Source organism: Actinokineospora sp. NBRC 105648 (assembly GCF_030269645.1).
In the GTDB taxonomy this organism is placed as follows: Bacteria; Actinomycetota; Actinomycetes; order Mycobacteriales; family Pseudonocardiaceae; genus Actinokineospora.
The window spans coordinates 1-22,309 of record NZ_BSTR01000054.1 but is presented as its reverse complement, the minus strand read 5'-3'; the positions used below and the strand labels follow the sequence as shown (position 1 = coordinate 22,309).

Genomic DNA, 22,309 nt, shown 5'->3' with positions numbered 1-22,309 from the left:
TCCAACGGTCCCACCACACCCCCGTTCGGGGTATGGCCGGTACCTACACGGACGAGGGCACTACGCGGTTCGGCAGAAACCGGGTGAAACTTCTGCGTGTCGATCTTCGTGGTCCCGGCGGTGCGCCGGTGGTTCCCTCGGTTGCGGGGAGCGAGGTCGGGGAGGGCGGATGGACGTGGTCGGTTCAGCGCGCGAGGTCGCGCAGCTCACCGCTGACGTTGAGCACCTCGACGCACTCCTGGGCCTGCTTGCCCGAGGCCGGGGTGCCGGGTCGGTCGCAGGACACGTTGACCGTCACCGCGGCGTTCTCGGTGATCTCGATCGGGGTGACCCAGTGGTAGTCCTGGTTGCGGAAGGTCTCCAGCGCGATGGTGGTGATCACCCGGTCGCCGAAGACGACGGTGAGCACGCCCTCGTCGCCCTGGTAGTTGGCCAGCACCAGGTCGGTGATCAGGAAGGTCTTGCCCGCGGGCACCACGTAGGTGCCGCTGCCCGCGGTCCCGCCGCCGGTGCGGACCTCGATGGTGCCCGAACTCTGCTTGCCCACCCCGGTGCCGTTGCCGGTGCCATTGCCGGTCCCCGTTCCGGTCCCGGTCCCGGTGCCCGCACCGGGCTGCTGCCCGTTGCCACCACCCGCGGTGGGGGGCTGACCGGCGGGTTTGCCCGCGGCGGCGTTGGACGGCCCGGGCTGCAACTGCCCTTCCTGCACCATTTCCTGCGCCTTGGTCTCGGCCGCTTCCTTAGCGGAGCTGCGAACCGCGGGCCGCACGAGCGTGAACCACAGCAGCAGCAAGGCGACCAGCAGGGCCAGCAGCGCGAGCAGCCAGCGCGGCAGCACCGCGAGCTGGACGACCTCGCCGGTGATCTCCTGGGGCGGCTGCTCAAGGTCCGGCGCGGTCGTCGGGGTCGCGGTGAGCTGGAACGGGATCGTGGTGGACTTGCCGAACCACACCAGCTTGCCCGTCCGGGCCCGCACGCCGACCGCGCCCTCGGCGTCCGGCGCGAGCACGACCTCGGCCTGGTCGACGCGCAGCCGCAGCTCGTCGCCGGTCTCCACCGGCACCACCGCCACCCGCACCGGGGTGTTGCCCTCGTTGCGCAGCTCGGCGGTGAACCGCGCGCCGCGCCAAGTCATCCGCCTGCGCGGCCGCAGGCCCGCGGTCAGGCCGCCGAACGGCTCGATCACCACGGTGGTCTCGGGCAGCGCGGCCAGCTCCGGGTGTTCCACCGGCAGCACGCGGATCCCCAGCGGCGTCTCGCCCGCGCGCACCTTCGACGAGCGCGGCGGGCGCACCCACACGGTGACGGTCTCGGACGTGCCGGGGTAGAGCGACACCCGATCGGGTTCCACGGTCGTCCACGGCGCGCACTCGCCGACCGGTTCGAAGCGGTAGGCCTCCACGATGTCGGTGTCGTTGCGCACCGTCAGCGTGGTGCTCGCCCCGGAGCCGGGGGCGACCGTCACCGTCGCCAGGTCCAGTTCGGCTGAAGTCGTCACGCACGTGACGCTAGGCGCGCCCGCCCCCACCGGGGGAGAGCGGCGCGGGCAGCCCCGGGGCAGCACCGATGCCCGTCCGGGGCGGCCGTGGTTCCCAGCCGGGGCGATCCAGGCCCCGGCGCGAGGTCAGGGGAGAACACTCATGACAACGGCAACGGCATACGGTGTCCGGCACCGGGTGGCGGTCGCGCTGCACGCCGAGGACCCGATCCTGCGCTCCGGGGTCACCCACCAGCTGCGGCACCGCCCGGAGGTGGAGCTGCTCACCGACGACGAGCAGGAGCGGGCCGCGGTGTCGCTGGTGGTGGTGGACCAGGTCGACGAGGCGGCCCTGCTGGTGCTGCGCAGGCTGCGGCACGCCGAGACCCGGGTGGGGCTGGTGGTGGGCCGCTTCGAGCAGACCGCGCTGCAGAGCTCGATCGAGTGCGGGGTGGCCGCGGTGCTGCGCCGGTCCACGGCCAACGCCGACCGGCTGGTGGAGATGATCACCGCGCTGTCCCGGGGCGAGGGGGTGCTGCCCGGGGACATGCTGGGCAGGCTCATCGACCACGTGGGCAGGTTGCAGCGGGAGGTGCTCGACCCGCGCGGGCTGACGCTGTCCACGCTGACCTCCCGTGAGGTGGACGTGCTGCGGCTGATCGCCGAGGGCTTCGACACCACCGAGATCGCCGACAAGATGTCCTACTCCGAGCGCACGGTCAAGAACATCCTGCACGAGGTGACCACCCGGCTCCAGCTGCGCAACCGCGCGCACGCGGTGGGATACGCGCTGCGGCAAGGGCTCATCTGAGATTGCCCGAACCACCCGGTGGCGGTTCCCCGGGCCGTGCCCGCGCGGGCCTCGGCACGGGGGCCGCCAGGGGCGAGCATCGGGACCAACGACTCGGAGGTGAGACGGTGGTGCGTGCCGCCCGGATCGGCGCTGTCCTGTTGCTCGTGCTGGTGCTGTGTGGGGTTCCGTGGCGCGGCGGGCAGCAGGTGGCGGCACAACCGCGCGCGGAGGCGGGGGCGGAGCGGATCGCCTTCGCGGGCACCGCACACCTCAGCCTGGGTCGGGCGGCGGCGGTGGACCGGTCGGACCCGCTGTTCGGGGCCGGGCTGTCCCACTTCGACCGCGACCCGTCCGCCTCCGGTGGGTTGCTCGTGTTCACCAGCCTGCGCGACGGCCCGCGTCCCCAGGTGTACCTGCGGGACGCGGACGGCGCGGTGCGCGGGCTGACCGCGGGCCGCGACGCCGCCCACCCCAGGCTCTCCCCCGACGGTGCGTGGGTCGTCTTCGACTCGATGGAGGACACCCAACGCGACCTCTGGCTGGTGCGCACCGACGGGACCGGACTGCGCAGGCTCACCGACTCCCCCGCCAACGAGGTGTGGCCCACGTTCTCCCCCTCCGGGCAGCAGATCGCGTTCTCCAGCGACGCCCCTGGAATGCCGGAGATCTACCGGATGCCGATCGACGGGCAGGCGGCGCGGGTGACCGACGAGCCCACCGGCGCCGCGATCCAGCCGTCCTGGAACCCGGTGGACGCGCCCGGAAAGCGCGACCGCATCGCCTACACCCTCGACCTTGACGGTGATCAGTCCACAAAGTACGACCAGACCGTCCAGATCAGCGCGGGCGGCAACGGTCCGCCGGTGTTCGACGGCGCGCGGGCCGGGTGGCAGAGCCGCTGGCCGGTGTGGCTGCCCGACGGCAGCTCGCTGTTGTTCCTCAGCCGCAACGTGGTCTGCGGCTGTCCCGGTGATCCCGAACCGCGCGGGCCGATCGACCTGGTCTACCGGGTCGCGGTCGACACCGTGCCGACAGCCGCCGATCCCGTGCTGCTGCTCAACGAGAACCGCGACGTGGACTCCCCGACATGGCTGTCCGGCGCGCTGGTGGTCGCCAGGACCACCGCGGCGAGCCCGAACGTGGCGACGATGCAGGACGTCCGGCCCGACGGCGGCGACCCGCGCGACCTCGGTCTGCCGGTGCTCACCGAGGACCCGGCCGCGGCCACCGACTCGATCAAGCTGTTCGACCCGAGCCCGGGGTTCGACCCGTGGACCCAGCGGCAGAGCTACTCCCCGGACGCGCGGCGGATCGCGGTCAGCCGGTTCGAGACCATCGACGGCAGGCGCACGCAGCGGGTCTGGCTCTCCGACGCCGACGGCTCGAACGCCGCGCCGATGCCGCTGGCCGACCGCGAGCCGGGTGACTGGGAGACCGACGCGGCGTGGTCGCCCGACGGCACGCTCATGGCCGTGGCCCGCCGCTCCCCCGGCGCGCCGAACCGCACGGGCGGCCCGAGCCGGGTCATCATCGTGCGGCCGGACACCGGCGCGGTCGTGGGGTCGCTGCGCAACCCCGACCCGGACGCCGACGAGGACGACGGCCAGCCCGCGTGGTCGCCCGACGGCAAGGTCCTGGCGTTCAGCCGGGGCACCGTCGCCGGTGGTCCGCAGGGACAGCCGCGCACCCAGCACATCTGGACCGCCCGGGCGTCCACTTTGGATGGTCAGCGGGACATCAGCTCGGCGGTGTGCGGGTTCGCCTGCCCGTTGACCGATGACAGCCCGGCGTTCGCCCCGGACGGCACGTCGATCGTGTTCAACCGGGAGGACGACGGCCTGCTGCGGGTGCGGCTGGCCGACACGCGCTGCGAGGTGCTGCTGCCGCCGGGCCAGACCTCGTGCGGGATCAGGCTCATCGGGCCGACCGGGCCCTACCAGCCGCGGGACGTGTCGTTCTCGCCGGACGGCAAGCGGATGGTGCTGAGCAAGCGGCGGGAGCCGGACCCCAACTCGCGTGAGGTGCTGGCGATCTTCGACCTGGACACCCGGGTGGTGACCCGCTTGACCAACGCGATGCCGGGCAGGCAGAAGGAGCCGACCTGGCAGCTCGCGGTCGACCTCGGGCTCACCGCGCCGCCGACAGTGCCGCGGGTGACCGTGGGGGCGCCGGTGTCGGTGACGGTGACGGTCGTCGACCGCGGCCCGGGCCCCTCTCCGGGGACCTCGCTGACGGTGGCGGTGCCCGACGGCCTGCGGCTGGAACGGTTGCGCGGCAGGTGTTCCACGGACCTGCCGCAGTGCGACATCGGTCTGTTGGCACCGGGTGCGTCGGTGAGCGTGACGGCGGACCTGGTCACGACCGCGCCCGGCTCGCACACCTTGGACTGGTCGGTCACCGGCGCCGTGCTGGACACCCAGCCGTCGGACAACTCCGGGCGGACGGTGGTCCCGGTCGACGTGGTGCCGCCGACCACCACTCCACCTCCGACAACAACACCACCCACCACACAGCCACCGCCCCCGCCGCCCGCGCCACCAGCTCCAGTGCCGCCTCCCCTTGCCGGGCCTGGGATCGCGGTGATCGCGCAGCCGAATCCGTCCTATGTGGGCGGTTCGACCACGGTGACCTACACCGCCCGCAACCGCGGCGGCTCACTGGCCACCGGGCTGCGCTTGGAACTCGGCTTGCCCGCCCGGATCCCGTTGGCCGCGGCACCGCCAGGCTGCCCGCGCGGGATATGCGCGCTGCCCGATCTGGCGCCCGGCGGCATGGCGGTCGTACAGGTGGTGCTTCGCCCGGACGCCGCCTTGGTGGCCACGATCACCGCGACCCTGCGCACCAGCGGCACCGACGCCAGCGCGGCCGACAACAGGGCGCGCACGACGTTGCGGGTGCTGCAACCGAAGATCGTCGCGGTGCCGCCGATCGGGAAGCCCGGGTTCGTCACCTCGGTGCGCGGCGTGGACTTCCCGCCCGACGTGCCGGTGCGGCTGACCTGGTCGCCGGGGATCACCGCGGCCGCGGCACCGGTGTTCCCGCGCGGCGACGGCCGGTTCACCGGGCAGCTGCTGATCCTGACCAAGGACCAGACCGGTCCGCGCCTGATCACCGCGTCCGGACCCGGTTTCGGTCCGGTGACCACGCCGTTCCTGGTGGTCACCGGCATGATCGCGCCGCCGGGCGTGGTGTCGCGCCGATGAGCCGGGGGCCGTGGTGATCGACGAGGTGGACGAGGCGCTGCGCAGGCTGCTGGCCGAGGAGGGCCTGCCCGGCGACGGGGTGGAGCTGGTCTTCGAGGCGCCGACCAAGGAGTGGGCGGCCAAGCTCGCCGGGCCCACGATCAGCGTGTTCCTCTACGACCTGCGCGAGGAGACCGGGCGGCGGCGCACCGGCGCGCAGGAGGAGGTCGACGCCGAGGGCTCCGTGGTCGGCAGGCGCGAACCACCGCTGTGGTACGCGCTGTCCTACCTGGCCACGGTGTGGACGAGCAGGCCGCAGGACGAGCACCGGCTGCTCGCGGACCTGCTGCGCGCGGCCGGACCGCACGACGTGCTGCTCGACCGGTGGCTGACCGGGTCGCTGGCCGAGCTGGCCCTCGAGGTGCCGTTGCGCGCGGGCGGACCGATCTCCGAGGCCAAGGCCGCGACCGACATCTGGTCGGCGCTCGACGGCAGGCTTCGGCCCGCGGTGAACCTCCGCGTGGTCGCGCCGATGGCCCGCAGGCGGCTGCCGGTGGGGCCGCCGGTCACCGAGGGCGTCGTCGTGCACGTGGGCGGCGACGAACCGCGCGCGCTGCGCTACGACGGGGTGAACGCGGCCAAGGTAGACGGGGCCGGGGCCGCCGGGTTCGCGGTGTCCCGACCGAGGGTGCGGCGCAGGCGGGGCACGCCGTGACCGCGCTCGCCGAGGACGTAGGCGTGCTGTGGGAGCGCCTCGGCGCGGTGGAGGCGTTGGTGCGCGCGGCGGTGGCGCGGCGACTCGCGGCGGATCCCGGTCTGGCGGACCCGCACCGCGGCCTCTACCTCAGCGACGAGATGGTCGTCGACCTGCTCCAAGCCGGACCCGCGGAACCCGGTGGAGCGGAAGTGCCGCCGGTGGTGGGCGGTCCACTGGGCAGGTTGGCGGAGTCGTTCGGGCTCAGCGCGGTGGATGTGGCGTTCCTGTTGATCGCGCTGGCGCCCGAGCTCGACGCGCGGTTCGAGCGGTTCTACGGCTACCTCAACGACGACGTGACCCGCCGGTGCCCGACGGTCGGGCTGGCGCTGGATCTGCACGGGCTCTCGACGGTGGGACCCGCGCGGTTTCGCTTCGCCGCGTCCGCGCCGCTGGTGGCGGGCGGACTGCTCGAGGTGCGCGACCCGGAGCGGCCGTTCCTGTCCCGTGAGGTGCGCGTCCCGGACCGGGTGGTGGCCCACCTGCTGGGCGCGGATCCGGCCCTGGACGAGTCCGATGTGGACGGTGTGGTGGCCGAGCGCGGCGCCGCGGTGTACCTGCGCGGGGACGACCAGGTCGCCGGACCGCGAGTCGTCGGCGAGCTGACCGGGTCGCCGAATCCGCTGGAGCTGGTGCCGGACCTGGTGCGTGAGGCGCGGTTGCGCGGAGCGACCCTGGTGGTGGGCCCGGTGGACGACCTGCCCGCACCGGTCTTGCGCGCGCTGCTCGCACAAGAGGAGCACGTGCCGCTGGTGCTGCACGGAACTCGCCCGTGGGATCCCGCGTGCGCGCCGACCACACCGCTGACCATCACCGCCGCGCCGTCGGACGGGCAGCGGTGGACGCGGGCGCTGGCGGGCACCGGCGTCGCGGCGGCGGACCTGTCGGCCTACCAGCTCTCGACCGGGCGCACCCGGGCCGCGGTGTCGGTGGCGCGGCGGATGGCCGCGCGGGAGGGCCGCGCGGTGACCGCCGCGGACGTCCGCGCGGGTGTCCGCAGCCAGGACGGCGCGGGCCTGGAGCGGTTGGCCCGCCGGGTGTTCCCGACCGTCGGGTGGGCGGACCTGGTGGTGCCCGAGCACACCCGGCACCAGCTGGTGCAGCTCGCCGACCGGGCCCGGCACCGCGAGACCGTCCTCGGCCGCTGGCGGATGCGCCCGGGCGGCGGCCGCGGGCGCGGGGTGCTGGCGCTGTTCGCGGGCGAGTCGGGGACGGGCAAGACCATGGCGGCCGAGGTGGTCGCGGGCGAGCTGGGGATGGACCTGTACGTGGTGGACCTGTCCACTGTGGTCGACAAGTACGTCGGCGAGACCGAGAAGAACCTGGAGCGGATCTTCACCGAGGCCGCGGGCGTCAACGGGGTACTGCTGTTCGACGAGGCCGACGCGATCTTCGGCAAGCGGGCGGCGGTGCGCGACGCGCACGACCGGTACGCCAACATGGAGTCGGCCTACCTGTTGCAGCGGATGGAGTCCTTCGACGGGATCGCCGTGCTGACCACGAACCTGCGGGCGAACCTGGACGAGGCCTTCACCCGGCGGCTGGACGTGATCGCGGCGTTCCCGGTGCCGGACGCGGCGCACCGGCTGCTGCTGTGGGACACCTGCCTGGGGACGGAGCTGCCGCGTTCGGAAGACCTGGATCTCGCGTGGTGCGCTGATCGGTTCGAGTTGTCCGGTGGGGCTATTCGGGCCTGTGCGGTGTCGGCGGCCTATCTGGCGGCGGCTGGGGGACGGGCGGTGTGCATGGCGGACCTGGTGGCGGCGGTGCGGGCGGAGTACTTGAAGTTGGGGCGGTTGATCCGGGAGTCGGAGTTCGCTCAGCGCTGATCCCGTGGTTGCCCGCGCTGGTTGCCCGGTGGTGGGCCCGGGTGGCGGGTGGCTGGATTGGGTGAACTCGCTTTGTCTGGGGCCCCTAAGAAAAGAGGCGCCGTGGGTAGAGCGGGTGGGAAAGGGATACCCACCGCCTGGGTCAGGCTAGCGCCTCTTTTCTCCCCAGACAAAGCGAGTTCACCCAATCCAGCATGTGGGTTGTGCGGGTTCCGGATGTGGGGGGGTGGGGACGGATTGAGCCCATCTCGTACCAGGGCTCCACTATCCGACCACCAGTCCGCGACCTGCTCCTTGCCCGGAAAGGCAGTGGGTGTGCCCTTGGCGGGGGTCCGGTGGACCTGCCGTTGCCCTCGGGGGGCGGGAAGGGTGGTGGCAGGCCAACATCGGGGCACACGAAGGAGTTCGCATGCCGTCCTACCTCTCCCCTGGCGTGTACGTGGAGGAGGTCCAGACCGGGGCCAGGCCCATCGAAGGGGTCGGCACGGCCGTGGCCGCGTTCGTGGGGTTCGCCGAGGACGGGCCGTTCCACCGGCCCACCCTGGTGACCAACTGGAACCAGTACGTCCAGTCGTTCGGCGGGTTCACCGAGCACTCCTACCTCGCGCACGCCGTCTACGGGTTCTTCGCCAACGGCGGCGGTTCCGCGTATGTGGTGCGGGTCGGTGGGCAGTCGACCGACGGTGTCCTCTCCGGACGCCGCAAGGCGGGTGAGTCGGTGCGGCTCGGTGGGTTGCGGATCACCGCGCGCCCCGAGGCACGGTCGGACCTGACCGTGGAGGTGGCCGACGCCGAGGGGGAGAACCCGCCGGAGGACCGGTTCCGGTTGGTGGTGAGCCAGGACGGCAAGGTCGTGGAGACCCACGACGTGTCCACTCGCAAGAACATCAAGAGCTACGTGGTCACCCAGGTGTCCGAGCGGTCGCGGCTGATCGAGGTCACCGAGCAGGCCGGGGCGACGCTGGCCAAGCCGGACAAGCAGTCGGTCACCGTGCCCGCCGCGGGTGACGCGCCGGCCACTGTGGACGCCCAGGAGTACGTCGGGGACCTGGCCGAGCGCACCGGGTTCGGTGGGCTGGAGGCGATCGACGAGGTCACCATGGTCGCGGTGCCGGACCTGATGAGCGCCTTCCAGCGCGGGCTGATCGACGCCGAGGGCGTCAAGACCGTGCAGCTGGCCGCCATCTCGCACTGCGAGCAGATGGGCGACCGGGTCGCCATCCTGGACGCGCCGCCGCAGTTGAGCGCGCAGCGGGCGCGGGACTGGCGGATGGACGAGGCGGGCTTCGACTCCAACTACGCCACCGTGTACTACCCGTGGGTCAAGGTGTTCGACCCGCCGACCGGGGGCAACATCTTCGTCCCGCCGAGCGGGCACGTGGCCGGGATCTGGGCGCGCAGCGACACCGAGCGCGGGGTGCACAAGGCACCCGCCAACGAGGTCGTGCGCGGGGCGGTGGACCTGGAGGTGTCGCTGAGCAAGGGCGAGCAGGACCTGCTCAACCCGATCGGCGTCAACTGCCTGCGCTCGTTCGCCGGGCGCGGGGTGCGGGTGTGGGGCGCGCGGACGCTGTCCTCGGACCCGGCGTGGCGCTACCTCAACGTGCGGCGGCTGTTCAACTTCCTGGAGGAGTCGATCCTGGTCGGCACCCAGTGGGTCGTCTTCGAGCCCAACGACGACCGGCTGTGGTCGAGCATCCGGCGCAACATCAGCGCGTTCCTGCACGAGCAGTGGCGGCGCGGGTCGCTGTTCGGCCGCACGGCCGAGGAGGCGTTCTACGTCAAGTGCGACCGGGAGAACAACCCGCAGGGGTCGATCGACCTCGGGCAGGTGGTCTGCGAGATCGGGGTCGCGCCGGTCAAGCCCGCCGAGTTCGTGATCTTCCGGTTGGCCCAGTTCAGCGACAGCACCAGCCTGATCAGCGAGTAAGAGGGAGGGACCATGGCCGAGGGCGACACCCTTGCCACACACCGGTTCGGCGTCCAGCTGGGCGGGGTGACCGTCGAGTCGATCAAGGAGGTCAGCGGGCTCGTCGTGGAGCAGGACGTGGTGGAGACCATGCAGGTCACCGACCGCGGCAAGCCGATCAACAAGAAGCAGCCCGGCGGCCACAAGGGCGGCGAGGTCACCATCACCCGGGGCATGGACAAGAGCCCCGAGTTCACCGCCTGGATCAACAAGACGCTGCTCAACGGCGACGTCGAGGACGCCAGGCAGAACCTCACCATCGAGGTGATGGACAGCAAGGGCGACACCGTGCGCCGGATGCAGCTCTACGACGCGTGGGTGAGCAAGTGGGAGGGCCCCGGCCTCAACGCCACCCAGTCCAGCGGCGCGGACGAGAAGGCCACCATCACCTTCGAGCGGATCGAGGTCGAGTAGTGCGCCGCCGCACCGTGTCGGTCGCCGACCTGGACGCACTGGCCGGCACCCCCGCGGCGGCCCCGGCCCTGGCCGAGGCACCGCGGGAAGCGCGGGAGGCCCGCACCGAGTTCGACTTCGAGCTCCCGCGCGGCTACCTCGACCCCGACGGCCGCGTCCACCGGACCGGCCGCATGCGGCTGGCCACCGCGCGCGACGAGCTGCGCCCGCTGGTCGACGTGCGGGTGAAGGAGAACCCGGCGTACCTGAGCGTGGTGCTGCTCAGCCAGGTGATCACCGAGCTGGGCACGGTCACCGACATCCACCCCGGTGTGGTGGAGCGGATGTACGCCACCGACATCGCGTTCCTGCAGGAGTTCTACCGGCGGGTCAACAGCGAGGGCCACAGCCGGGCGCAGGTGCGCTGCCCGTCCTGCGACACCGGCTTCGAGGTCGAGCTGGCCGGGGGCCGCCTGGGGGAATCGTGACGTACGCGGCCGACCGGCTGCTGGAGGAGGTCGCGTACGTCGCCTACCACTTCCACTGGGCCCGCGCGGACATCCTCGACCTGGAGCACCGCGAGCGGCAGACGTGGGTGCGCGAGATCGCGCGGATCAACACGAGGATGAACGAGGGCGGGTGAACCGTGGGACTGTGGCGCAGGTTGGCCGACCGCCGAGCCACCGCCCGAGCCGACTCGGCGACGGGCGGTTCGTCGGCGGCGGGCGGGCGGGGCGGCGCGGGCCGAGCGACGCCGCCCGGGCGTTCGGCGGTGGCCGGGGCGGCGGGGCGACCGGAGGGCGAGTGGCGGTGGAGCGGCCCGATGCCGGTGGCTATCCGGCCCGAACCGTCCACACCGGACTTCCGGGACTCCCTGGCCACGTGGCGCCCGACGGCGCTGACCACCACGCTGGGCCACTCCGTGGACGCCGCGGCACCCGCCGGCGTCATGCACGGGGTCACCCGGTCGCTGCAGCCCAGCGCGGAAGCGGTTCACCGAGCGCAGGCGCGGCCCACGACCGAGACGCTTCCCGTCGCACGGGCACAGATATCCACAGTGGACAGTGCACCGGCGGCCCCGCCCATCGTCCAGCGGCACACCTCCCGCTCGAGCCCGACACCTGCTTCAGCACCCGCGATCAGGCGGCCACCGAGCGCTCGGCCGGTTGGCGATGTCACGGCCACTCCCGCGCGCCCGGCTGACACCGACCGACCCGTTCAACCCCGGGCCACGCCGATCGTCCGGACCGCCCCGGTCCAGCCAGGTCCGGCGAGCACCTCGGCCACCCGTCCCGTCCCGACGGGCCCCGATGTCGGGTCTCCGGTCACCCAGACCGCGGCCACCGGTGCCGAGCCGCCATCTCCTGGCGCCGCAACCCCACTGGTCGTTCGACCGACCCCGGCGGAAAGCACCTCGGCCACTCGACCGGTTCCGGTGGTCCGCCCCACCCGCGCGGCCGCACCAGTGCAACGCACCCGGGCCGCCACACCGGTCGACCCGTCCACCTCGGTCGCGCGATCCACCGCGGTGCCCCGCCACGGCTCTACCTCGGAGGCCCGGCCCGGCCCGACCACCACCGGAGCTGAACCCGCCGGAGCCGACCAGGCGACCGCCGCCACGTCGGCCGCTGCGGCGACCCCGATCGTCCACCCCATCCCAGCCGCCCCGGCCACCACGCTCCCGATCGCACGGACAACCGCAGCCGCTCCCCCGACCACGGCAACGTCACTCACCCCGGTCACCCAGCCCGGCTCGGCAACCGCACCCGTGCCCGGCCGGCCCACCCCGAGCACCACACCCACCCCGGTCGTCCGGCGCGCCCCAGCCACCGGCCACACCCCCGCCGCGCTGCCCACCGCACCCACACCAGAGGTCAACCCCACTGCGGGCGTCAAGCTCCCTGCGACGGTCAACCCTACTGCGACGGCCAACCCCACTGCGACTGTCAACCCCACTGCGGCCACAGCCCACACCTCAGCCACGCGGCCTGTCCCGACCACCGCGCCCACCCCCACTGGCCAGCCCGGCCCGGCCACCGCGCCCACAGTTCAGCCCCGCCCGACAGCCGTGTCCCCTCTTCAGTCCACCCCGGTCGTGCGAGCGGCCTCGGCGGGTGAAGCCACGCCGGTCGTCCAGCGCGCTCAGTCCGCTCCGACCGCTGCCCGCCCGTCTCCGCTTCGGCCGAACGCGGCCACATCCACCACTCCAGCGGCACCTCCGGACCCGGCGACCACAGTCGGTCCCACCACTGCGGCGGTCCCCCCCGACCCGGCCACGCCCGCCGCCGCCCGTCTGCCACGCCCGGCAGACGGGCGGCGCGGGACGCGGCCCGGGCTCGGCGCGCCGATGGCCCAGGTCCCGCCCACGGCGACCCCACCGGTCACCGGTACCGCGCGGCCACCGGAGTCGGGTGGCCCGCTCCCGCTGAACACCCAGCGCACGCCCCCGGCCGCGAACCAACCTGCTGTCGAAGCAGTACAACGCCTGTCCAGGTCTGGTCCGGACGAGTCGATCACCCGCTCGTCCGCGCCCGGCTCCACCAGGAACCCACCTGCCCCAACACTCCGCCCAGAAACGCCCACGTCGCTTACCAGCGATGTCCCGCGGCGTGGACCCATAGGCCCGCCCGCACCGAGCCAGCCGATACAGCGATCACCCGGGCAGGCGCAGCACTCTGCCCGAGCCAGCGCGACCACTCCCACGACCACAGGCTCGGCATCCACCCAACCACCCATGCCAGTCGCCACAACCAGTTCACCACCGGGCGCCGCGCCAGCCAGGCAGGTCGCCAGCATGCCGCCGCGCGGCAACCCTCCCGTGCAGCGCAGCCAAGCATCCCAGCGCAGCCAAGCACCGCCATCGCCGGCAACGACGCGGTCGCCGCTTGTCGGCAACCCAGTGCAACGGTCGGCCTCCGCTCAGCGCGCGGCACCTTCACCGCGCCTGGGCAGCTCGACGTACCCGGTCGTCCCCGCTCTCCCGATCGTGGCGACCCGATCCGCGGGCAGCCGTCCCATCCAGCGCGGCGGCGTCGCGACCCTGCCGCCCCCCAAGGCACTGCTCGGCCACACCCCGACGGTCCTCGGCGCGGCCCCTACCACCCGGAATCCCGGCGCCACACCGGTCCAGCTCACCTGGCACCGCCCCACCCCCGCCCACTCCGGCGATCGCCCGACCCTGAGCAGCCGCGACGCGAACTCCCGCACGACACCGAGCCGCACCGCCTCGCCCCACGGCACGAACCTGCCCACGGCGAGTCCCCTCGCCGCCCCACACCGCCCACCCGCACCAAGCCCGAACAGCGCGGGCCTCCTACCCACAGCGGGCCACGCCGCCCCGAGCTTCGTCACCCCAACCGCGCCCCGCTCCACCCCGCCCGCCACACCCCTCGCCACCTCAACCGCCTCACCCCCCGTCACCCCAACCACATCCCTCGCCACCTCAACCCCCGCGCTCCTCTCCCCGACCGCCGCCACCCGGACCGAGCGCCCGGCGAGCCCCGTCCAAAGGTCCACCCACCCCGCCGGGGCCGCGCTCGTCTGGCGGACCCCGAAACCCCAGGTCCCGGTCCAACGCCGCGAGGCCCCCGAGGCGCCGCCCCCGGCGGAGACCACCCACCGCCCCGGCGCGTTCGCCCCGATGTCGGTGGCCGAACTGCCCACCACCCCCGCGCCCACCAAGCTGCGGTCGGTCCCGGCGCCGACCGCCGCGCCGCCGGGCCAGGACCTCGAGGAACTGGCCCGCAGGCTGCTCGACCCGCTGAGCAGGCTGCTGCGCGCCGACATCCGCCAGGCCCGGGACCGCGCGGGCCGCCCGTACGACCGATAGGACACCGATGACCGACCGCATCTTCGCCAGCAGCATGTTCTTCCGGCTCGCCATCGGCGGCGCGGACCTGGGCGCGTTCCACACCTGCGCCGGGCTGGGCGCGCAGGTGGAGGTCGAGCAGTACGCCGAGGGCGGCAACAACGGGTTCACCTGGCAGCTGCCGACGCGGATCACCTGGTCGAACATCACGCTCTCGCGCCCGGTCACCGCCGACACCACCAAGATCTCCCGCTGGCTGGAGCAGCTGACCAGGCGGGTGGAGCCCAAGAACGGCGAGATCGTGGCGCTGCAACCGAACCTGACGCCGATCGCCCGCTGGCAGGTGCTCGGGATCGTGCCGGTGAGCTGGCAGGGCCCCTCGTTCGACCCGTCCGCGCCGCAGGCCGCGGTGGAGACGCTGGAGATCGCGCACGAGGGGCTGCGGGCCTCGTGAGCGCGCCGAGCCGGGGCATGGCCCGCGCGCAGTTGCTGATCATGGAGCCGCCGCCGAAGGTCGGCGCCAAGCCGGGCGCCGTGCTGGCCCGGGTCAAGCTCCAGTTCAACCCGAACCGGCTGTCGATGACCAAGAGCACCGAGTGGCGGCGCAAGCCCGCGCGGATGGCCGCCGAGTCCGCGACGCCGGAGTTCGTCGGCAGCGGGCCGCGGTCGCTGTCGCTGGAGGTCTTCCTGGACGCGACCGCCACGCACGACAAGAGCGTGGAGCAGAAGATCGAGCAGCTGATGACCGCGTGCGTGCCGACGAAGAAGAGCCTGGGCGCCAAGAAACCGGCGAGCCCGTGGGTCCGGTTCGAGTGGGGCAGCGCGCGCACGACCTCGTTCGACGGCGTGCTGTCGAGCTTCTCGGTGGAGTACTCGCTGTTCGACACCGACGGCACCCCGCTGCGGGCGACCTGTTCGCTGGGCATCGAGGAGGCCGCGGTCTCCCCGCCCGGCCAGAACCCGACGTCGGGTTCACCGGACTCGGCCCGCACGCACACCGTGGTGGCGGGCGACACGCTCGCCCAGCTGGCCTGGCAGGAGTACGGCGACCCGACCGCGTGGCGGGTGATCGCCGAGGCCAACGGCATCGACGACCCGCTGGTGCTGCGCCCCGGCACCGAGGTCCTGGTGCCACTGTCCATCCCGGACCCATCGGAACCCGGGGACGCGGCATGGGCTCGGTGAGCGCGCACTCCGAGCGGTCCTTCGCCGCCGAGCCGATCGTCACCACGCCCGGCAAGCTGCCCGACGTGTGGCAGGAGCTCCTGGTGCGCACCGTGGTCGACGAGAACGTCGGCCTGCCGGACGCGGCCACGCTCACCTTCCGCGACCCGCACCACCGGCTGCTGGCCGAGACCGGCATCGCCATCGGCGGCCAGCTCAACGTCGCGGTGTCGATCGCCGACGGCGCCGCCCCCGAGCCGCTGTTCGCCGGTGAGGTCACCGCGGTCGAGCTCGACTCCGACCTGACCGGCACCTTCACCGTGGTGCGCGCGCTGAGCAAGGCGCACCGGCTGATGCGCGGACGCCGGGTGAAGGCGTTCCGCAACATGACCGCCACGGCCATCGTCCGGCAGGTCGCCCAGGCCGCCGGGCTGGTGCCCGGCCGGATCGAGGCGGCCAAGATCATCTACCCGCAGCTGACCCAGGCCAACGTCTCCGACTGGGACTTCCTCTCCGACCTGGCGCGCGGCCACGGCACCCTGCTGCGGGTGGACCAGCGGGGCAGGCTGGATTTCGTCCGCCCCAAGCCCGCCACGGGCGCGCCACCGCCGAGCACGCCCGCGTCCCGCAGCCGGTTCGTGCTGGAGTTCGGCGACAACCTGCTGACCCTGCGCGCCGTGCTCACCGCCGCCGACCAGTCGGCCAGTGTGCAGGCCCGGGGCTGGAACGTCGCGAGCAAGAAGGTCGTGGTGGCCAACGAGCCGACGACCACCAGCAAGACCGTCAAACCCGGGCTGGCGGGCAACAAGGTGTCCACCGCGTTCGGCAGGGCCGTCGGCCTGGTCACCGACGTCCCGCACGGCACCCAGGCCGAGGCGGGCGCCACCGCCCGCGCGCGGGCCGACGAGGTCAGCGCGGGGGTCGGCGAGGTCGAGGCCGTGGTGGAGGGCGACCCCAAGCTCCGCGCCGGTGCGCCGGTGACGTTGAGCAACGTCGGCCCGCAGTTCTCCGGCCGCTACACCGCGACCTCCGTGCGGCACACCATCGACTCCGACCAGGGCTACCGCACGACGGTCGCGGTGAGCAGCACGCCGGACCGCTCGCTGGCGGCCCTGGCCTCCGGTCGCGCCCCGGTGACCGGCGGGCCGCGCATCCCGGGGGTGGTCACCGGGATCGTCACCGACATCAAGGAGACCGGCGGCAAGCAGCGCGGCTGGGTGAAGCTGAAGTTCCCCTGGCTCGACGACAGCTACGAGAGCGACTGGGCCCGGTCGGTGCAGTGGGGCGGGCAGGGCGGCGGGGTGTTCAGCCCCGAGGTCGACGACGAGGTCCTGGTCGCCTTCGAGCAGGGCAGCCTGGACCGCCCGTACGTGATCGGCGGGCTCTACAACGGGCGCGACGTGCCGTCGAAGCACCGCCTGCCGCTGGTGGACCGGGCGGGCAAGGTCAACCGCCGGTCGCTGGTCTCCCGCAAGGGCCACCGGGTGGAGCTGATCGACGGGCTCACCGGACCGCCCGGGGTGCGGATCGCCAGCGGCGACGACCGGCTCGAGGTGCGGCTCGACGACACCGCCAACAGCATCGCGCTCACCGTCTACGGGCCCGGCGGGCGGCGGTCGATGACCTCGATCCTGCTCGACCCGAGGGGGATCACGCTGGACGCGGGCGCCGGGAAGCTGACCCTGCTCGGCGGCGAGGTCTCCATCGCCGCGCAACGCGCCGCCGACATCGACGGCGGTCTCCTGGCCAGCCTCAGCGGCCGGATCGTGCGGCTCAACTAGTGCCAGTGCAGGAAAGGAGGGCCGCCGTGCCCGCTGTCGCCCGGGTCGCCGACCCCACGTCCCACACCCCGGTCGGACCGCCGACGGGGGTGCTGCTGCCACCGGTCCCGGCGAACCCGCGACTGCTGACGGTGCTGATCGCCGGTAAGCCCGCCGCGGTGGTCTCCGCGGTCAACCAGTGCGGCCTGCACCCTCAACTAGGGCCGCTCAACCGGGTGCTGCCGTTCCCCCGCACCCGGCAGGTCCTGGTGTGCGGGCTGCCGTTGGCCGCGGTCGGCGACCTGACCACCTGCGGCGCGCGGATCATCATCGGCGCGCCCACCGTGCAGATCGGGACCAAGCCGTGAGCGAGCGGTTCATCGGCCGCGGCTGGGCGTTCCCCGGCGGGGTCGGCCCGACCGGCGGCATCGCCATGGTCGAGCACGAGCGCGAGATCGAGCAGGCCATCCGGCTGATCCTGGGCACCGCGCCCGGTGAGCGGCCGATGCGCCCGGAGTTCGGCTGCGGCATCCACGACTTCGTCTTCGCCCCCAGCGACGGCGCCACCGCGGGCCGGATAGCCGCCGAGGTGCGCGCCGCGCTGGAGCGCTGGGAGCCGCGGATCACCGTGTCCGACGTGCTGGTGTCCTTCGACACCGCCGACGCGGGGGTGCTCTACATCGACATCCGCTACACGATCCGCGCCCGCAACGACCCGCGCAACCTGGTGTTCCCCTTCTACACGATCCCCGACCCCGGTACCGAAGGAGGTGGCGACTGATGGCGCTGCCCGCCCCCAACCTCGACGACCGCCGCTTCCAGCAGCTGGTCGACGAGGCCAAGCGCTACGTGCAGCAGCGCACCCCGGAGTGGACCGACCACAACGTCTCCGACCCGGGTGTGACGCTGATCGAGACGTTCGCGCACATGGTCGACCAGCTGGTGTACCGGCTCAACCGGGTGCCGGAGCGGCACTACCTGGCGTTCCTGGACCTGTTGGGGATCCGGCTGTTCCCGCCGTCGGCGGCCAGGGCCGACGTGGTGTTCTGGCTCTCGGCGGCGCGGGCGGAGACGGTGCTGCTCGGCGCGGGCACCGAGGTGGCCACCCAGCAGTCGGAGTCCGGCGAGGCGGTGGTCTTCGCGACGGTGGCCGAGCTGCCGATCGTGCCGTGCGCGCTGGACCGGTTGGTCACCGCGACGGCGGCGGGCGAGTACACCGACCGCACCAACGACCTGAACGCGGGCAAGGACGTGCGCTGCTTCCAGGCCAAACCGGTGCCGGGCGACGTGGCGCTGTTCGGCCTGTCGGCGGCGGTGCCGCGTTGCGTGGTGGCGGTCCGGCTGGACAGCCGGGTCGAGGGCATCGGCGTCGACCCGCGGCAGCCGCCGCTGGTGTGGGAGGCGTGGACCGGCGACGGCTGGCGGGAGTGCGAGGCGTTCGAGGACACCACCGGCGGGCTCAACCGGCCCGGCGAGGTAGTGCTGCTGGTGCCCGCGGGCCACGTCGAGTCGGTGTCGGCCGGGGTGCGCGCGGGCTGGCTGCGGTGCCGGGCGGTCGCGCCGGTGGACGACCAGCCGTTCTACTCCGAGTCGCCGACGGTGCGGGTGGCCGAGGTGGACACGATCGGCGGGGTCACCGCGGTCGAACACGCCGAGACCGTGCTCGACGCGGATCTGGGGACTTCGGAAGGCGTTGCCGGACAACGGTTCCGGCTCGACCGGGCGCCGGTCCTGCCTGGTAGTCCGCCGCTGGTCGTGCAGGTCTCGTCGGCGGAGGGCTGGCAGGACTGGGCGGTGGTGGAGCACTTCGGGCGCTCCGAGCCGGGCGACCGGCACGTGACGTTGGACTCGACCACGGGCGAGGTGGAGTTCCCACCAGCGGTCCGCGAGGCCGACGGCGGGATGCGGACCTATGGCGCGGTGCCGACCAAGGGCGCGCACGTCCGCGTCCCACGCTACCGCACCGGCGGTGGGCGGACGGGGAACGTCGCCCGGGGGACGATCTCGGTGCTGCGCAGCTCGGTGCCGTATGTGTCCTCTGTGGAGAATCGCGAGGGCGCGCAAGGCGGGGTCGACGGTGAAACCGTTGCAGAGGCACGAATCCGTGCGCCACGACAGCTGCGCGTGCAGGAGCGGGCCGTGACCGCCGATGACTACGAGCACCTAACGCGACTCGCGGCACCCACCGTTGCCCGTGTGCGCTGCCTCCCCGCTGGACCGGGCGCGGCGCGGGTCTTGGTGGTGCCCGACGTGGTACCGGACCTGGGCGGCAGGCTGCGGTTCGAGCAGCTGATCCCGACCGACGAGATGCTCGCCGCGATCGCCTCGAGCCTGGACGAGCGCAGGCTGATCGGCACCACCGTGGCCGTGGAACCGCCCTTCTACCAGGGGATCACCGTGGTGGCCAGACTGCGCTCGACCGACCGCGACGTGGCCGACGCGGCACTGGCCGCGCTGTACGACTACCTCGACCCGATCCGCGGCGGCGAGGACGGCACTGGGTGGCCGTTCGGCAGGCCGGTGCAGTTCGGGGCGGTGTTCGCGGTGCTGCAGCGGGTGGCCGGGGTGGACCTGGTCGAGGAGGTGCGACTGTTCCCGGCCGACCCGATCACCGGCAGGCGCGGGTCGGCGACCGAGCGGGTCGAGCTGGCCGGGCACGCGCTGGTGTTCTCACACCAGCACCAGGTCCTGGTCGGCGAGCCGTGACCCGGGCGGCGGTACCCGGGTTGCCGAGCAGACACCCGATCGGCGAGCGGCTGCCCGCCCTCTACGCCGAGGACGGGTTCACCCAGCGCTTCACCCAGGGCCTGGACGTGGTACTGGCACCGGTATTGTCCACTTTGGACAACTTCGCGGCCTACCTGTCGCCCCGCCTCACCCCGGCGGACCTGCTGGGCTGGCTGGGTTCCTGGGTGGCCACGGACCTGGACCCGACCTGGTCAGACGACACCCGCCGCGCCTCGGTCCTGGCCGCGACCCGGATCCACCGGTGGCGCGGCACCGGGACCGGCCTGGTCGACCAGCTGTGGCTGTGCGCCCGCGTGCACGCCCGGGTCCTGGACGGCCCGGGCGCGACGTGGTCCCGGGAGCCGGGCACCGACCCGGCCCGGGCTCCGACGCGGGTGGTCGTCCAGGTGTGGTCCGACACCGAGATCGAACTCGACCGGGTCGAGGCCCTGGTGGCGGCGGGCTGCCCGATGCACGTGGAGTGGTCGGTGGAGGTCCTGGCGGGACCGCCGGAGGAGGAGACGTGAGCACGACCTGCCCGGTATGCGGATCCACAGTGGACCCAACCGACGAGTTCTGCGGCAACTGCGGAACCTACCTGGGCTGGGGCCGGTCGACGCAGTCCCCGACCACCCCAGCCCCAGAGTCCCCCGGCACCGGCGCCGCCACAGTCACCCCACCGACAGTCGCCCCAACGGGCTCCCCCGCCACCGACACCACCCCAGCCCGCGGGTTCGACACCACCGAGGTCCAGGCGGACCGTCGTACCCACAGCTCCGACACCTCGCCACTGCCCGGCCGTTCTTCTGCCCCCGAAACCGCAGCCGGCCCGGCCACCCCTGCGACCTCGGCCACTCGGGCCGCGCCGGTAGTCCCACCCGAAATCACGACGCCCACCTTGGACAACCGGACACCCGCGCCCTCAGCGACCCCAACGACTTCCACTACCCCGGCGGGCACGGCTGCGCAGGCCAGCTCGGCAGGACAAACCAACCCAGCTGCCTCCACCACACCGGCCGGCTCGGCTGTGCCCACCCCGGGCAGCTCGGTCGGCCTTGCCGACTCGGCTGGCTCGGTCAGCTCGACCGGCCCGGCCGGCTCGTTGCCACCAACCGGCCCGGCCACTTCTGTCACAGCGGTCACACCGGGCACCGACCCGAGCCGTCCCGCGGCGGACCAGTCGGCCAATCGGGTCCTCGGCTGGTTCAGCCGCCGCCTCGCAGCGTGGAAGTCCCCTGCCACGACCGAGGCGCATCGGCAGGACGACTCACCCGCCAGTGACACCCGGCCCGCCGACCCCGTCCCGGGTGGCGCCTCCCCACCGCTTCCCCACCCCGACTGGACTGGCGGATCGGACTCCGCCGTCGAGGCGGTCCAACCCAAGGCGCCGGCGCGCCGGGCCGCTCCGGCTCCCGACTTCCCGGCCCCGGTACAGCCCGCCAAACCGGTCGCCCCCCGCCCGGCGCGGCGCGCGGAGGTCACCGAGGCCGCGACCGAGGGGGCACCGTGCCCCAACTGCGGCACCATCAACCCACCCGGCCGCCGGTTCTGCCGCAACTGCGCCACCCGCCTCGACGAGTCCACTCCGGACACCGAGGGCGCGGGCCGCTCCCGCCGCCACCGCTCCGGCTCCGGGGCCCTCACCCGCAGACTGATCCTGTTGGGCCTGCTGATCATCGTGGTCTTGGCCGCCGTCGCCTTCTTCCCCCTCGGCGAACGCCTGTACCAGGACATCCTCGACAAGACGTCCAAGACAGTCCCCGCCGTCCCGGCCACCGAGTCCGCCACTGCGGAAGTCCCCGGCCACCCCGCCACCGCCGCCGCCGACGGCGCCACCAACCGCTATTGGGGAGCCCCGGCCGTGGGCGCGTCCATCGAATTCACCTTCCCCCAACCGATTCGACTGTTGACGATCGTGACCCACACCGGCCCGTCGGCGAAGCTCGAGGATTTCCAACTGGAGGCCCGCGCGACCCTGGTGGACGTCACCACGACGTCGGCAGACGGCACGACCGCGGACCTCACCTTGAACCTGGCCGACGAGCCGGGACCGCAGGAGCTGGACACCGCCATCAGCGACGTCACCAAGATCCGCCTCACCATCAAGGCGGCCGCGGGCCTCACCCCCGGCAAGCACATAGCCCTCGGCGAGGTCGAGTTCTTCCGCCGTTCTTGACGCTGGACTATTGGATCGTGTGCAGGCGTTTCAGGCTTACTGCCTGGTGTTGTCGGGGTTTCGAGCGTGGGCCTTATGGGTTTTGCTGCTCTTCGTTGCCCGAGTTACAAGCGGGGCTCGATCTAGTGAACTCACTTCGCGCGGGGCCCCTAGTACTCCAGCCGCACTTCGTAGTATTGGGTCTGTCTGCGCTGGTAGTGGGCTTGTTGGGCGCGGTATTGGTGGCGCCGGCGCCAGTGGGACCAGGCCCAGGTCGCGACGCGGTTGTACGGGGTGG

General features: G+C 73.1%; 18 protein-coding genes. 17 read left to right on the top strand and 1 reads right to left on the bottom strand.

Going from position 1 to position 22,309, the window contains the following annotated elements:
- Nucleotides 1-184 precede the first annotated feature (184 nt).
- Nucleotides 185-1,498 (bottom strand): COG1470 family protein, encoded by a 1,314-nt coding sequence (locus tag QSK30_RS31245; RefSeq protein WP_285508403.1) that lies wholly within the window; start codon nucleotides 1,496-1,498, stop codon nucleotides 185-187.
- 142 nt (nucleotides 1,499-1,640) lie between these two features.
- Here QSK30_RS31245 and QSK30_RS31240 point away from each other — a divergent pair, with 142 nt between their 5' ends.
- The 17 genes from QSK30_RS31240 (at nucleotide 1,641) to QSK30_RS31160 (ending at nucleotide 22,032) form a co-directional block, all read left to right on the top strand.
- Nucleotides 1,641-2,288 carry a helix-turn-helix transcriptional regulator gene (locus QSK30_RS31240; RefSeq protein ID WP_285508402.1) on the top strand — a complete coding sequence of 216 codons (648 nt, stop codon included), beginning with the start codon at nucleotides 1,641-1,643 and terminating at the stop codon, nucleotides 2,286-2,288.
- A gap of 107 nt (nucleotides 2,289-2,395) precedes the next feature.
- Nucleotides 2,396-5,473 carry a hypothetical protein gene (locus QSK30_RS31235; RefSeq protein WP_285508401.1) on the top strand — a complete coding sequence of 1,026 codons (3,078 nt, stop codon included), beginning with the start codon at nucleotides 2,396-2,398 and terminating at the stop codon, nucleotides 5,471-5,473.
- A gap of 13 nt (nucleotides 5,474-5,486) precedes the next feature.
- Nucleotides 5,487-6,167, top strand: coding sequence for a Pvc16 family protein (locus QSK30_RS31230; RefSeq protein ID WP_285508399.1), 681 nt, complete (start codon nucleotides 5,487-5,489; stop codon nucleotides 6,165-6,167).
- Complete coding sequence (locus QSK30_RS31225; protein WP_285508397.1) at nucleotides 6,164-8,035, top strand: ATP-binding protein; 1,872 nt, start codon at nucleotides 6,164-6,166, stop codon at nucleotides 8,033-8,035. The genes QSK30_RS31230 and QSK30_RS31225 overlap by 4 nt, the downstream gene beginning before the upstream one ends.
- Before the next feature lie 409 nt (nucleotides 8,036-8,444).
- The gene (locus QSK30_RS31220; RefSeq protein WP_285508395.1) at nucleotides 8,445-9,965 is read left to right on the top strand and encodes a phage tail sheath family protein; all 1,521 of its coding nucleotides are present in this window, start codon (nucleotides 8,445-8,447) and stop codon (nucleotides 9,963-9,965) included.
- Between the two features lie 12 nt (nucleotides 9,966-9,977).
- Entirely contained in the window at nucleotides 9,978-10,418 is a 441-nt protein-coding gene (locus QSK30_RS31215; protein ID WP_285508394.1) for a phage tail protein, read from the top strand.
- Nucleotides 10,418-10,885 carry a hypothetical protein gene (locus QSK30_RS31210; RefSeq protein WP_285508392.1) on the top strand — a complete coding sequence of 156 codons (468 nt, stop codon included), beginning with the start codon at nucleotides 10,418-10,420 and terminating at the stop codon, nucleotides 10,883-10,885. Before QSK30_RS31215 ends, QSK30_RS31210 begins: the two co-directional genes overlap by 1 nt.
- Nucleotides 10,882-11,040 carry a DUF6760 family protein gene (locus QSK30_RS31205; RefSeq protein ID WP_285508390.1) on the top strand — a complete coding sequence of 53 codons (159 nt, stop codon included), beginning with the start codon at nucleotides 10,882-10,884 and terminating at the stop codon, nucleotides 11,038-11,040. The genes QSK30_RS31210 and QSK30_RS31205 overlap by 4 nt, the downstream gene beginning before the upstream one ends.
- 2,343 nt (nucleotides 11,041-13,383) lie before the next feature.
- Nucleotides 13,384-14,226, top strand: a complete 843-nt coding sequence (locus tag QSK30_RS31200) for a hypothetical protein (protein WP_285508388.1) — start codon at nucleotides 13,384-13,386, stop codon at nucleotides 14,224-14,226.
- A 7-nt stretch (nucleotides 14,227-14,233) separates the two neighbouring features.
- A complete protein-coding gene (locus tag QSK30_RS31195; RefSeq protein ID WP_285508386.1) occupies nucleotides 14,234-14,659 on the top strand; it encodes a phage tail protein in 426 nt (141 codons plus the stop codon).
- On the top strand, nucleotides 14,656-15,390 hold the full coding sequence (locus QSK30_RS31190) for a CIS tube protein (RefSeq protein WP_285508384.1): 735 nt from the start codon (nucleotides 14,656-14,658) through the stop codon (nucleotides 15,388-15,390). The genes QSK30_RS31195 and QSK30_RS31190 overlap by 4 nt, the downstream gene beginning before the upstream one ends.
- Nucleotides 15,378-17,150 (top strand): VgrG-related protein, encoded by a 1,773-nt coding sequence (locus QSK30_RS31185; RefSeq protein ID WP_285508382.1) that lies wholly within the window; start codon nucleotides 15,378-15,380, stop codon nucleotides 17,148-17,150. The genes QSK30_RS31190 and QSK30_RS31185 overlap by 13 nt, the downstream gene beginning before the upstream one ends.
- A gap of 26 nt (nucleotides 17,151-17,176) precedes the next feature.
- The gene (locus QSK30_RS31180) at nucleotides 17,177-17,497 is read left to right on the top strand and encodes a PAAR domain-containing protein (protein WP_285508380.1); all 321 of its coding nucleotides are present in this window, start codon (nucleotides 17,177-17,179) and stop codon (nucleotides 17,495-17,497) included.
- Entirely contained in the window at nucleotides 17,494-17,910 is a 417-nt protein-coding gene (locus QSK30_RS31175) for a GPW/gp25 family protein (protein WP_285508378.1), read from the top strand. Before QSK30_RS31180 ends, QSK30_RS31175 begins: the two co-directional genes overlap by 4 nt.
- Nucleotides 17,910-19,835: a putative baseplate assembly protein gene (locus tag QSK30_RS31170; RefSeq protein ID WP_285508376.1), complete on the top strand. Its 1,926-nt coding sequence runs from the start codon at nucleotides 17,910-17,912 to the stop codon at nucleotides 19,833-19,835. The genes QSK30_RS31175 and QSK30_RS31170 overlap by 1 nt, the downstream gene beginning before the upstream one ends.
- Complete coding sequence (locus tag QSK30_RS31165; RefSeq protein WP_285508374.1) at nucleotides 19,832-20,383, top strand: phage tail protein; 552 nt, start codon at nucleotides 19,832-19,834, stop codon at nucleotides 20,381-20,383. Before QSK30_RS31170 ends, QSK30_RS31165 begins: the two co-directional genes overlap by 4 nt.
- Nucleotides 20,384-20,883: 500 nt before the next feature.
- Nucleotides 20,884-22,032: a zinc ribbon domain-containing protein gene (locus tag QSK30_RS31160; protein WP_285508372.1), complete on the top strand. Its 1,149-nt coding sequence runs from the start codon at nucleotides 20,884-20,886 to the stop codon at nucleotides 22,030-22,032.
- Nucleotides 22,033-22,309: the final 277 nt, after the last annotated feature.